This is a genomic window from Mucilaginibacter pedocola, assembly GCF_002013915.1.
In the GTDB taxonomy this organism is placed as follows: domain Bacteria; phylum Bacteroidota; class Bacteroidia; order Sphingobacteriales; family Sphingobacteriaceae; genus Mucilaginibacter; species Mucilaginibacter pedocola.
In genome coordinates, this window is sequence record NZ_MBTF01000039.1 from 106,693 (window position 1) to 118,643 (window position 11,951).

9 protein-coding genes and 1 tRNA gene are annotated in these 11,951 nt (G+C 47.2%); 2 read left to right on the top strand and 8 right to left on the bottom strand.

The window, feature by feature from the left end:
* From pth to BC343_RS29610, 4 genes are all read right to left on the bottom strand, one after another.
* Positions 1 to 561 (bottom strand): aminoacyl-tRNA hydrolase, encoded by a 561-nt coding sequence (gene pth, locus BC343_RS29595; protein WP_078351434.1) that lies wholly within the window; start codon positions 559 to 561, stop codon positions 1 to 3.
* 139 nt (positions 562 to 700) lie between these two features.
* A complete protein-coding gene (locus tag BC343_RS29600; protein ID WP_078351435.1) occupies positions 701 to 1,282 on the bottom strand; it encodes a 50S ribosomal protein L25/general stress protein Ctc in 582 nt (193 codons plus the stop codon).
* A 106-nt stretch (positions 1,283 to 1,388) separates the two neighbouring features.
* Entirely contained in the window at positions 1,389 to 2,333 is a 945-nt protein-coding gene (locus BC343_RS29605; protein WP_078351436.1) for a ribose-phosphate pyrophosphokinase, read from the bottom strand.
* A 147-nt stretch (positions 2,334 to 2,480) separates the two neighbouring features.
* Positions 2,481 to 2,551: transfer RNA gene (locus BC343_RS29610), tRNA-Gln, on the bottom strand.
* A 214-nt stretch (positions 2,552 to 2,765) separates the two neighbouring features.
* Between BC343_RS29610 and BC343_RS29615 the strand changes: the two genes are divergently transcribed.
* Positions 2,766 to 5,909 carry a glycosyltransferase family 117 protein gene (locus BC343_RS29615; protein WP_078351437.1) on the top strand — a complete coding sequence of 1,048 codons (3,144 nt, stop codon included), beginning with the start codon at positions 2,766 to 2,768 and terminating at the stop codon, positions 5,907 to 5,909.
* Positions 5,910 to 6,283: 374 nt separating this feature from the next.
* On the top strand, positions 6,284 to 7,669 hold the full coding sequence (locus BC343_RS29620; RefSeq protein ID WP_078351438.1) for a serine hydrolase: 1,386 nt from the start codon (positions 6,284 to 6,286) through the stop codon (positions 7,667 to 7,669).
* A gap of 294 nt (positions 7,670 to 7,963) precedes the next feature.
* Here the strand turns inward: BC343_RS29620 and BC343_RS29625 are convergent, their stop codons facing one another.
* The 4 genes from BC343_RS29625 to BC343_RS29640 all read right to left on the bottom strand — a co-directional run bounded on the left by BC343_RS29625 (position 7,964) and on the right by BC343_RS29640 (position 11,833).
* Positions 7,964 to 8,920, bottom strand: coding sequence for an acetyl-CoA carboxylase carboxyltransferase subunit alpha (locus tag BC343_RS29625; RefSeq protein WP_078351439.1), 957 nt, complete (start codon positions 8,918 to 8,920; stop codon positions 7,964 to 7,966).
* 49 nt (positions 8,921 to 8,969) lie between these two features.
* A complete protein-coding gene (locus tag BC343_RS29630) occupies positions 8,970 to 9,467 on the bottom strand; it encodes a hypothetical protein (RefSeq protein WP_078351440.1) in 498 nt (165 codons plus the stop codon).
* A gap of 33 nt (positions 9,468 to 9,500) precedes the next feature.
* Positions 9,501 to 9,926, bottom strand: coding sequence for a hypothetical protein (locus tag BC343_RS29635; RefSeq protein ID WP_078351441.1), 426 nt, complete (start codon positions 9,924 to 9,926; stop codon positions 9,501 to 9,503).
* Positions 9,927 to 10,078: 152 nt separating this feature from the next.
* Entirely contained in the window at positions 10,079 to 11,833 is a 1,755-nt protein-coding gene (locus BC343_RS29640; RefSeq protein WP_078351442.1) for a family 43 glycosylhydrolase, read from the bottom strand.
* Positions 11,834 to 11,951 lie beyond the last annotated feature (118 nt).

Sequence of the window (11,951 nt, forward strand, 5' to 3'; positions counted from 1 at the left end):
TTACTTATTAAACTTCGTCATGGTCAACTCCGAGCCGATGGTGCAAAAGCTCTTCACCATCTCTATCGACCTGTCGATAAGTGCTGGCAACTCGGGTTGTTCCTCCTTGTCGAAACCGCTCAATACATAATCAACCTGGCGGCCTTTGGGGTAATTATCGCCAACACCAAAACGCAGGCGTGCATACACGTTATTGCCCAGGGTGGCTTCTATATGTCTTAAGCCATTGTGCCCGGCGGCGCTGCCTTTGGGTTTAAGGCGCAGGGTACCTAAGGGGAGGGCAATATCATCAACAATCACCAGCACATTCTCCACGGGTATTTTCAGCTCCTTCATCCAATGGTTTAGGGCTTTGCCGCTCAGGTTCATGTAGGTGGTGGGCTTTATCAAATACAGCGTACGGCTTTTGTAATTCACCTCGGTATAATAGGCCAGGCGCATATTGTGGAATTTTGCACCTTCCTGCTTGGCATATTCATCCAAAACCATAAAGCCTATATTATGGCGTGTATCGGCGTACTCCGGCCCTATATTTCCTAAACCAACTATTAAGTATTTCATGACGAGCGTGTGAGTGGTAAATGGTGAGTGGTGAATAGTTGTTTTTATTTATACAAAAATAGCGATGGGTTTAAAACCCATCGCTATCATTCTTTCATCGGTGGAATCACCTAATAATCGGTGAAATTCAAAAATCCAATTACTTACCTTTAGCAGCTTCTTGTTCTGCCTGGCGCAGTGCACGTGAGGTAGTTACCGATACAATGGTATCTTCCTGTGCATTGGTGATAGTAAGGTTAGGGAATTTGATCTCGTTAACTTTTACTGATTTACCAACTTCCAAAGCTTCGATGCTTACTTCGATGTTGTCTAAGTGGTCTTTAGGCAAAGCTTTAACGCGCAGTTTGCGCAGTTTCTGTACCAATTTACCACCCACTTTCACACCCGGAGAAGTACCTGTTAATTTTACAGGGATCTCGATAGTAACAGGTTTAGCAGCATCTAACTGTAAAAAGTCGATGTGGATAAGCTGTTCTGTCAATGGGTGGAACTGCATGTCTTTAATGATTGCTTGTGTAGTAACACCAGCAACAGTAATGTCGATGAAATGGACAACGGGAGTGTAAACTACGTGCCTCAAATCAGCTGCGGACACCGAAAAGTGGGTCTGGGTAGAACCACCGTAAAGTACTGCAGGTACCAAGCCTTGGTAGCGCAGCTCTTTCGCGTCACGTTTCCCTACGTTCTCTCTTGGAGAACCGCTAATAGCAAATGATTTCATTTTATTATTTATTTGTTCAAAGCCACACCAACATGGTATGGATATTTTTATTCTCTTTCAATGCCTTCGGCTATGGACTATCGACCATAGACTATGGACTTCTAAATTAATCTACCTTAAACAACTGGCTTATCGAGCCGTGTTCGTTTACGTTGCTTATCGCTTTCGCAAACAGGTCGGCAGTGCTCAATACCTTTATTTTCGGGCTTGAATGCTTCAACGGTATGGTATCGGTTACTATAAGTTCTGTTAAGGCCGAAGCTTCTACAGTTTCGTAAGCCTTGCCCGATAGTACCGGGTGTGTACAAACCGCGCGAACGCTGCGTGCACCACGCTCCATAATTAAGCCGGCAGCTTTTGCAAGCGTGCCTGCCGTATCGCAAATATCATCTATCAGTACAATATCCTGGTCGGTTACATCACCAATAATGGTCATGCTCTCAATCTCGTTGGCGCGTTTACGGCGTTTATCGCAAATTACCACCTCTGCGTTGAAGAACTTGGCAAAGCTGCGTGCCCTGTAGCTACCACCCATATCAGGTGATGCTATGGTAAGCGCTTTTAAGCCAAGGCTTTTGATGTAAGGCACAAATATGATGCTGGCATCCAAATGATCTACCGGCACATCAAAAAAGGCTTGTATCTGCGCAGCGTGCAGGTCCATAGTCATGATACGGTTTATGCCTGCTGCTACCAGCAGGTTGGCAACCAGTTTAGAGCCAATGGCCACACGTGGTTTATCTTTTCTGTCCTGCCTGGCCAAACCGAAGTAAGGTATAACCGCAATGATGTAGTGGGCAGATGCGCGGCGGGCTGCATCAATCATCATCAGCAGTTCCATCAGGTTATCAGTAGGCTGGTGGGTGCTCTGTATCAAAAACACATCGCATCCGCGTACCGATTCGTTAAAGTGGGGTTGAAACTCGCCATCGCTGAAACGCGACAGCACCACGTCGCCAAGTTCCTGGCCATAAGATGCTGCAATGTTTTTAGAGAGTTCTTTTGAACCGGTTCCTGCAAATAGCTTAATGGTATTAAACTGTAATGGCATCTTTTGATTTTGGATGTCGGATGTTCGACTTGGGACGCCCCCTCCTCTGCACCCGGTAAACTTAGCAAGCTATATAAACAACTTCGGATTCCTAACTTTCAATACGGCTGATCCGAAATTGAAAATCCGAAATCCGAATTTTTATTGTTGCCCGACCTGGATTCGAACCAAGACAAACGGTACCAAAAACCGTCGTACTACCATTATACTATCAGGCAATCTCCTGTGTCGCGTCATCCGCTCCGAAAAGGAATGCAAATATAGGACGATTTTTGGAAAGTCAAAAGTAAAATGAAAAAAAGTATTTTTTATTGTAAACACCCCTCCTGCCATACGTTAAAAAGTGTTAATCATACCCCCATTTATCTTAAATAGCCCAATAATTTACTACTTTCGACACTTCAAAAACCTGTTTACGCAGCACCGTAAGTTATGAACTATAACAAGTACAATAATATTTTTGGCTGGGCAGCCTTCGCTATAGCTGCCATTACTTACACTTTAACACTCGAACCAAGCACCAGTTTTTGGGATTGCGGCGAGTTTATTGCCTGTATTTACCGCCTGCAGGTGGCCCACCAACCCGGCGCACCGCTGTTTACCATCATTGGTAAAGTATTCTCGCTATTATCAATGGGCGACCGTAACAAGGTAGCTTACTTCACCAACCTGTCATCGGCAGTGGCCAGTGCAGCAACCATTATGTTCTTGTTCTGGACTATTACGGCCTTAGCTAAAAAGATGCTGGTAAAAGCAGGCGAAGAAGTAAGCGCCACCAACCTGATACTCATCATCGGTTCGGGTTTGGTTGGTTCGCTGGCTTATACTTTTTCGGATACATTCTGGTTCTCGGCGGTAGAGTCGGAAGTGTACGCGCAGTCATCGCTTTGTACCGCCATCGTTTTCTGGGCCATCCTGAAATGGGAAGCACATGCCGATGAGCCTCGTTCTGATAAATGGCTCATTTTTATAGCCTATGTAATGGGCCTCTCCATTGGTATACACCTGCTCAACTTGCTGGTTATACCTGCCATTGCGCTTATCATCTACTTTAAACGCGCCAAAAATGTTACTACCCCGGGCACTATCTGGGCCTTTGTTTTAGGGGTAATAACTGTGGCTGCCATCCTGTGGGGTGTTATACAGTTCACCGTTAAAGGCGCAGCCTTCTCAGATCTGTTTTTTGTGAACACACTGGGCATGAGCTTTAACAGCGGTGCCTTGGCCTTCTACTTGTTGGTAGCCGTTACGCTTGCTGCCGGTATTTACTACACCATCAGCCAAAGCCAGGCTTTCATGATTATTGCTATAGTGGCATTTGTTGCTGCTTTAACCTTAAGTGCGGGCATTGCCGGTATTGTAGGTGCCGCAGTTGTGCTGGGCGTGCTGGAATACGTGATACATGTGCGCGAGAAACCGGTTGCCTTAAACCGAATACTTATTTGCGCAGTGTTCATCCTGTTCGGTTACAGCTCATTCGTCATGATCGTTATCCGCGCTAAAGCAGGTACCAACTTAAATAACAGCGACCCGGAAGATGCCTTTGCCCTGAATAGCTACCTTAACCGCGACCAATACGGCGAAACCCCGTTGCTTTACGGCGAGTTCTTCGATTCGAAAGTGGAAGACCAAACCGAAGGCGCTATACTTTACCGCCGCGGCACTGATAAATATGAACAAGCCGGCAGAAAGCTGATCACCAAATACGATCGCAACACGCTGTTCCCGCGCATGTTTAGCCAAAAGGCTAACCACCCCGAGTTCTATCGCGACTGGATGAAACTGGGCCCGCAAGATCAGCCTACCATGGCTACAAACCTGGGCTTTTTTGCTACCTGGCAGGTGAGCCAAATGTATACCCGCTACTTCCTGTGGAACTTTGCCGGCCGCGCTAATGACCTCGACGGGCAAAGCAATACCATCGACGGTAGCTGGTTAAGTGGCTTAAATTTCGGCAAAAACCTCCCTGCTTCGGTTACCGAAAGCAATTCGTATAACAGGTTATTCTTCCTGCCGCTTATTATTGGCGTGCTGGGCTTGATATACCACTTTAAACGCAACCAGCGCGATGCAGGTGTGGTGGTAGTACTGTTCTTCTTCACCGGTTTGGCCATTGTGCTTTACCTTAACCAGGACCCACTGCAACCACGCGAACGTGATTATGCTTATGCAGGTTCGTTCTACGCTTTTGCTATTTGGATAGGTTTAGGCGTGCTGATGATAGCCGAGTTCCTGAGTAAAAAACTGAACGCCAAAACAGGCGCTATTATAGCAAGCGTAGTTTGCTTACTGGCAGCACCGGTACTAATGGCCAACCAGGAATGGGACGACCACGACCGCTCTACCAAGCTTACCCCGCACGATATGGCGTATAACTACCTCAACAGCTGTGCGCCAAATGCCATCTTATTCTGCTTTGCAGATAACGATACCTACCCGCTTTGGTATTTGCAGGAGGTAGAAGGCGTACGCCCGGATGTACGTATAGTAAACCTGAGCCTGCTGGGTACCGATTGGTACATCCGCCAGATGAAACAAAAAATGAACGACTCGGAGCCATTGCCTATCAGCATGAGCAACGACCAGTTTAAAGCAGGCGTGCGCGATGTTATTTATTATAACGATGCCAAAATACCGGGCGCTGCCGAATTGAAGGATGTTTTCTCGGTAATTACTTCTGATGCACCTGATGCAAAGGTTACCTACGAGAACGGCGAAAGCGCAAACTACCTGCCTACCAAGAATTTTAAAATGACGATAGATTCTGCCGAGGTAATTAAAAACAATGCGGTGCCGGCTTCTATGCGCAATCGTATTGCTACCGAGATGGACTTTACCTACCCCGGCCGTTATGTTACTAAAGATAACCTGGCCATTATGGATATTTTGGTGCATAACAACTGGAAACGCCCTATCTATTATACGGTAACCGCCGGCAACGAAAACATGCTTGGCCTTGATAAATACATGTACAACGAAGGCTTTTGCTACCGCCTGATGCCTTTAAAACCTGATACTACCGTGCAGCCGCTGGAAGCCAGCAACACACTGGTGATGTATAATAACGTGGTAAACAAATTCAGGTACGGCCAAATGAAGACTGCCAAAAACCTGGATAATACATCAACTACCTTGTTCTATCCGGTTATTACGCGCATGTTCTCGAGCCTGGCCGATGCCTTGGTAAAAGAAGGCCATACCGACTTAGCTAAAAACGCCCTGAAAAAATACCAGGACAACCTGCCGGAGAAGATACTTTCGCCGGAGTTGGCCATACGTAAATATTACCTGGCACAAAGCGCCTACGAAGTTGGCGATAGCGCGCTGGGCAACAAACTGGTGTCAACCGTTTACAACTACGTAACCGATCAGCTTAGCTTCAACTACACAGTTTACCAAAAAGACGATAGCCAGGTAGATAGTCGCGGCGTACAACTTTCGCTATCCTTACTAAACGGCTTAGAGGGCCTTACTAAAAACTACAATCAAAAAGCCTGGGCCGATAAAACTGCGGCACAGTTGAAAGATTATAGCGGCAAGTTTGGTGCCTTAATGAATCAGCCGCAGGGACAGTAAAACAGACCGTGCAGATTTGACAACTTTTAGAAAGTTGTCAAATCTTATCAGAGCCTCGCCTAGCGCGAGGCTTTTTTGTTGCCCCCTCCTAACCGCTATGTCATCTCGAACGAGCGGCGTAGGCTGCGTGCGCAGGGGCGAGGAGAGAACTTATACGAGCGATAGGCGGGCTTTGCATAGTTGCTTTGCATTGTACCAAAGATTTCTCTTCGCCCTCCCGCTCCCGCCTGCCCGCTGCTCATCGAAATGACATGGATCGTGGGCCAAATCTTTTCCCGCTATACAAGCCTCGCATACCGCGGGGGCTTTTTTGTTGCGCGGCAGGGCGTAACAATACAGCAGCCCCCTCGTCTTAATGGTACAACAACTACCTGATGAAGAAATACGCTGCCACCTCCCTACTGTTCGCTTGCCTGTTTATTACGGGCACATTGTTTGGGCAAAACAAAGCTGTTACCATCGATAGTATGATACAGCGCACTAACCGCCTCGGCTTGTTCAGCGGGAATATTTTAGTGGTTGATGGCGGCAAAGTGGTTTATAAAAAATGCATCGGGTACACCGATGCTGCTAAAACGGCACCCCTTACCGATAAATACCGTTTCCATATCGGCTCCATAGCCAAAGAATTTAACGCAGTAGGCATTATGATGCTGCAGGAACAAGGCAAGTTAAGCCTTGATGATAAAGTATCTAAATTCCTGCCCGAACTACCTGCATGGGCCGCCAAAGTGCGCATCAAAAACCTGCTGCAATACACCAGTGGCATACCCGATGTAAAATGGAAAACCGTAAAAGGCGATGCCGATAACATGGCCGACCTGATGAAACTTCAACAGCTGGATTTTGAACCGGGCAGCAAATACAATTACAATAACAACAACGTTTTTCTGCAGCGCCGCATCCTCGAAAAGTTAAGCGGCATGCCCTTCAATAAGTTTGTGGAAGAAAAATTGTTAGCACCCGCAGGTATGAAAACCGCCATTGTTGACCCGGACGATAACACGCCGCTAATGGCAAAATCCTACACCAACGAAGGTAAGCAAGGCTCGTTGGTGTACCCTATAACCGGTTGGGTAGCCGTAACGTTGGAAGACTTTTATAAATGGGAACAGGCGCTGGAGAATTTCAAACTCATCAGCCCCGCATCAACGCAGGTTTTGGTTACCCCTTTTGCGCCCGGCAGGCAGTGTGGTTTGGGTGGCGGTACCATGGAAGGCGGTAAGCTGGTTTTCCATAAGCACGACGGTGTAAGCCTCAATTACCAGGCACTGTTAGTAGGTAACTCTTCCAAAGCCCGCACAGTCATTCTCATGACCAATAACAAGCAAAACAGCGTTTTCGATATTGATGCTGCCATCGAAAACATCCTCGACGGTAAACCTTACAGCCAGCCCAAACGCTCTATTTTGGCCGATTTCCAGAAACAACTCGATACCCTGAGCGGCGAAAAAGTGCTTTCCTTTTACCATAACCTAAAAGCTACCAAACCGCAGCTATACGCATTTGATAACGAAAGCACACTTAACGAAATTGGCTACTCGCTTATGGGCGATAAAAACATAGATGCAGCAATAGTGGTTTTCGAATATAACATCACCTTATTCCCCAACTCCGGCAATGTATACGATAGCCTGGGCGAGGCCTATTACAACAAAGGCGACAAAGCAAAGGCACTATTAAACTACAAACGCTCACTGCAACTCGATCCAACCAACGGCGGCGCGAAAACGGTTATTGAGGAGTTGGAGAAGAAGTAGAAGAAAGCACAACTCCCTACCCTAACCACGATGCCATCTCGAACGAGCGGCGCGGTCATCGTACAAGGGGGCGGGGAGAGAACTTATACGAGCGACAGGCAGACTTTGCATGACCGCTTTGCGTTGTTGCTTTGCGTTGTTGCTTTGCGTTGTACCGAAGATTTCTCACCCACTCGCACCCATTGCCAGCGCTTCAGGGTTCGAAATGACATCGGGGAGGTTGTCAAACAAAAAAGCAGCCTCACGGCTGCTCTTCTATCTTGATTCTTGTCTCTTAACTCTTGATTCTAAAATTTAATCCTCCAGTACTACGCCCATGTTGCAAAACTTATCGATGCGCTCGGCAACCAGTTCATCAATATTGCGTTCGCCTAAAGCTTTCAGGTCTTTCAGCAGTTGTTTTTTCAGGGTGGCTGCCATAGCAACAGGGTCCTGGTGAGCGCCGCCAAGCGGTTCTTTTATCACACCGTCAATCAGTTTGTTCTTCAACATTTCGGTAGAGGTAAGCTTCAGCATTTCTGCTGCGCGCTCTTTTTGCTCCCAGGTTTTGAAAAGGATGGTAGAGCAGTTCTCGGGCGAAATAACCGAGTACCAGCTATTATCAAGCATCATTACCTTATCGCCAATGCCAATACCCAACGCACCGCCCGATGCACCTTCGCCAATGATGACGCAGATAACCGGTACTTTTAATACTGCCATCTCTAACAGGTTGCGGGCAATAGCCTCGCCCTGTCCACGCTCTTCGGCTTCCAGGCCGGGGAATGCTCCCGGGGTGTCTATCAGGGTTACGATGGGTTTGCCAAACTTCTCGGCCATTTTCATTAGCCTTAAAGCTTTGCGGTAGCCCTCGGGGTTAGCCATACCAAAGTTGCGGTACTGGCGCTCTTTGGTATTGCGGCCTTTTTGGTGGCCAATGAACATTACCGTTTGCCCGTTCAAAGTACCAAAGCCGCCTATAATTGCTTTATCATCGCCTACGGTACGATCGCCGTGCATTTCGATAAAATCGTCGCACATCAGCTCCAGGTACTGTAAAGTATATGGGCGCTCGGGGTGGCGCGATATCTGCACCTTTTGCCAGCCGGTAAGGTTGCTGTATATTTCTTTTTTGGTGGCCTCCATTTTTGCTTCCAGTTCGGCAATGGTAGCGCTCATGTCCAGGTTGTTTTTTTCTTCAACCTGCTGCACTTTTTCTATCTGCCCCTGAAGCTCGGCCAGTGGTTTTTCAAAATCAAATGAAATCTTCATACAAATTATTGAGCCGCTAAATTAAAAAAATCAAACGGCATATTGTTAATTATTCGTTTTTGAAGGCCTTAAGCTTGCTAATTTGTGAAGGTGCAAGCTGCTTGTAGGTGTTATAGGCGGCCATTAAAATGGCGTTCCTGAGCTCTCCGTAGTATAAACCGCTTCGGTTACCGAAAAACAATATGTCTCCCTCCGTCAGTTTTTTCGACTGAAAAAGTTCGTCCAGCTTGGCTTCGTTCTTTACTATAAAGCCTCCCATCTCTACCTTTTTCCGCTGTAATTCGGTATTTATTTTGGTAAGGGCTGCAGTTTGCGTGGGGCTCAGGTCCAATTCCTTTTTGTATTTAAGCGCCTTTTGTGCCGATGGGTAACCATTCAAATCGGCAACCAGGCTCATGTGGTATTGGTCGCGCCCTTTAAGCAAAGCATCGTATTCCGCGTTGCTGATAGTTTTTACAGGCGATGGTTTCAGCAGGCTATCGGGCGTTTGCGCAAAGGCTGTAACGCCGAAGAAAACAAAAAGGATGGGCAGGTATAGTTTGTGCATAGCTGTAATTTAACACGGGGGAGTTAATATTGTTCAGATGGCTTTTGCCGTAATATCCAACTCTTCAGGCTCCCATCCATTGTTTTGAAACAGTTTATAGCCTGCAAATGCTCCGGTAATGAGTCCTGCAACCGAACCCATCGCATCAGCAAATATTACCGCAGGTGCCGGTTTGGAGTGTCCTTCCGGAAATACCCCATAAACAATAATAATTATTCCGAGAATGATAACCATGTTTAAAATGCAGGAAGCTGCGGCAGCATATTTTTTTGGCGCGGGAATAATTATACAACTCAGTAATACCACTGCGAAGAATATCAAAAAATCCTTACCCGCTAATAAAGCGATAAACGTAAAGTTCCCCGACACACTACGCTCCAACCCCGAAAACATCGTATCCAGCCCGAACGCAACTATATAGGGTGCAACAATTCCTAATATCCACATTATTATTTTCATGTTTACCTCTTAGATTATAATGTCTTGCGGGAATTGCATTTACGTAATACATTACGGTAATACTTCAGTTTCGAAGATTTCTCTCTCGCCCCCGGCTCATTTCCTCCCCGCTGCTCGATCGAAATGACATAGGGTTATGTAAGGCATACTTCTTACTCCACCTTTATCACCTTCGTCCTTTTACTCACCCCGTTCTCGTTAAAGGCCTCTATCTGGAAATAGTACGGCACGCCTTTTTCCATCCCATTAAAGTAGTATTCGTTTACATTGTAAACCATAATGTTGTTGTACAGCTTGTCCGGCGCTACGCCCATGTAAATGGTGTAGCCAACGGCACCGTCGGTTTGTCGCCAGCGGAGCCATGAGTTGCGGTTTTCTTCTTTACCGCGCAATACAATGAGGTTGCGCACAGTATCGGGCGCAGCACCCGCACCTTTACCAAATACGCGGAAACCCGATAAAGCGAACTTGCCCGTTGGCATGCGGTAATTGGTTATTTTGAGGTAACGCGCTTTGGCAGGAGTTTTCAATTCCACATAATCGTGCGGTACATCGGTTTTATTTTGGCGTTTGTCTACCAGTGGTTTCCAGGTTTTGCCATCTACCGACGAGGTGATGAGGTATTGGTGATATACGCCTTTCGATTTCCCCATAAAAGTGGCATCCTGATCGGCATAGTTAAGTTGAATGGCACGTACGGTGCTTACCTCGCCCAGATCGGTTTGCATCCACTCGCCTTTGTTGCCGGTTTTGGCGCTCCAGTAGGTTTTTATATCCTCATCAACCGCTAAATTAGGCACATAAGCACCAAGGGTTGATGATACCTGCACGGGCTTATTATAATTCAGCAGCATCCAACCCGTGAAATTACTTTTCAGGTGGTCTTCCTTGCCCGATGATAAATAGTGCGGGTAATCACCATAGGCCGTGTTGGTGTACAGGATACCGTCATTATCAAAACCCGCCGGCCAAAAGCCGATACGGCGCTCGAAGTTATTCTTCACATCCACCACCATCGTGCTGATGTGCCAGTAATTGCCATACTTATCGGCCCAGGTAGCACCATGCCCCGCACCTTTGGCAAAGCCGCCCGGTTTATAACTGAAGGGGTTATGGCTTTGGTATTTGAAGGGGCCGAGCGGTTTATCGCCCACGTAAACGCCATCGCCATAGCCTTTGCCCTCGGTGCCCGGTGCGCCGTATTGCAGGTAGTATTTGCCGTTATGCTTGTTCATCCAGCTACCTTCCATAAATCCCGTCAGGAAAACGTTGTCGTTGTTCTCGCCAAAGCGTTCCCAGCCGTGCTGTTCCCAGTTCAGCTTTATCATCTCCTTTTTAGGACCAATAGGTTCGAAGGTTTTACGGTCTATCTCCTGCCCGTATAGCGGCAGAGTGTTGCTGCTGCCATGGTAAATGTACACGCGCCCATCGTCATCGGCGAACATGCCGGGGTCCCAGGCTCCTACTTTAAAGTAATCTTTGGCGGCCTTCCAGGTATCGTGGGTAGGGTCGGTACTCATCCACAGGGTAAAATCTTTATTGTAGGTAGAGCCGATGACCAGCAGGGTATCGCCCAAAACCAACGTAGCCGGTGCGCAAAGTTCATCGCCGGCTACCTGGTTGTAGGGGCGGACGAATTTGCGGGGAACGAAGGTCCAGTGCAGCATATCCGGGGCCCACCAATAGCCGAACTGGTTGGTGCTGAAGAGGTAGTAATTACCTTTAAAAAAGGTCATGGTAGGATCGGCAGTAGCGCGGTGCTTGCCCCAGGCCGCAAAATTTTCGAAAGGCGTGTAGCCATAATCGAGGTTGAGCGGGTTGCAATACGTGAGGCGTTTGGTTTGAGCCGACGAACTGATCGCTATAAAAAATAGAGATGCTAACAGGAAACATTTTAAGAGTTTCATGGGTGGAGGATTGGTTAATAGCAAATATAGAATACTTTGGCGAAGGTTAGCGGCGATTCAACCGCAGAGGGCGCGGAGGTTACGCGGAGATACACAGAGCTTTGTAAATTGGCTAAAG

Excerpts from the sequence above, each read along its gene's own strand:
- BC343_RS29605 (WP_078351436.1), bottom strand. The coding sequence starts at position 2,333 with ATGCCATTACAGTTTAATACCATTAAGCTATTTGCAGGAACCGGTTCA.
- BC343_RS29635 (WP_078351441.1), bottom strand. The coding sequence starts at position 9,926 with ATGAAAATAATAATGTGGATATTAGGAATTGTTGCACCCTATATAGTT.
- BC343_RS29625 (WP_078351439.1), bottom strand. The coding sequence starts at position 8,920 with ATGAAGATTTCATTTGATTTTGAAAAACCACTGGCCGAGCTTCAGGGG.
- pth (WP_078351434.1), bottom strand. The coding sequence starts at position 561 with ATGAAATACTTAATAGTTGGTTTAGGAAATATAGGGCCGGAGTACGCC.
- BC343_RS29640 (WP_078351442.1), bottom strand. The coding sequence starts at position 11,833 with ATGAAACTCTTAAAATGTTTCCTGTTAGCATCTCTATTTTTTATAGCG.
- BC343_RS29630 (WP_078351440.1), bottom strand. The coding sequence starts at position 9,467 with ATGCACAAACTATACCTGCCCATCCTTTTTGTTTTCTTCGGCGTTACA.
- BC343_RS29620 (WP_078351438.1), top strand. The coding sequence starts at position 6,284 with ATGAAGAAATACGCTGCCACCTCCCTACTGTTCGCTTGCCTGTTTATT.
- BC343_RS29600 (WP_078351435.1), bottom strand. The coding sequence starts at position 1,282 with ATGAAATCATTTGCTATTAGCGGTTCTCCAAGAGAGAACGTAGGGAAA.
- BC343_RS29615 (WP_078351437.1), top strand. The coding sequence starts at position 2,766 with ATGAACTATAACAAGTACAATAATATTTTTGGCTGGGCAGCCTTCGCT.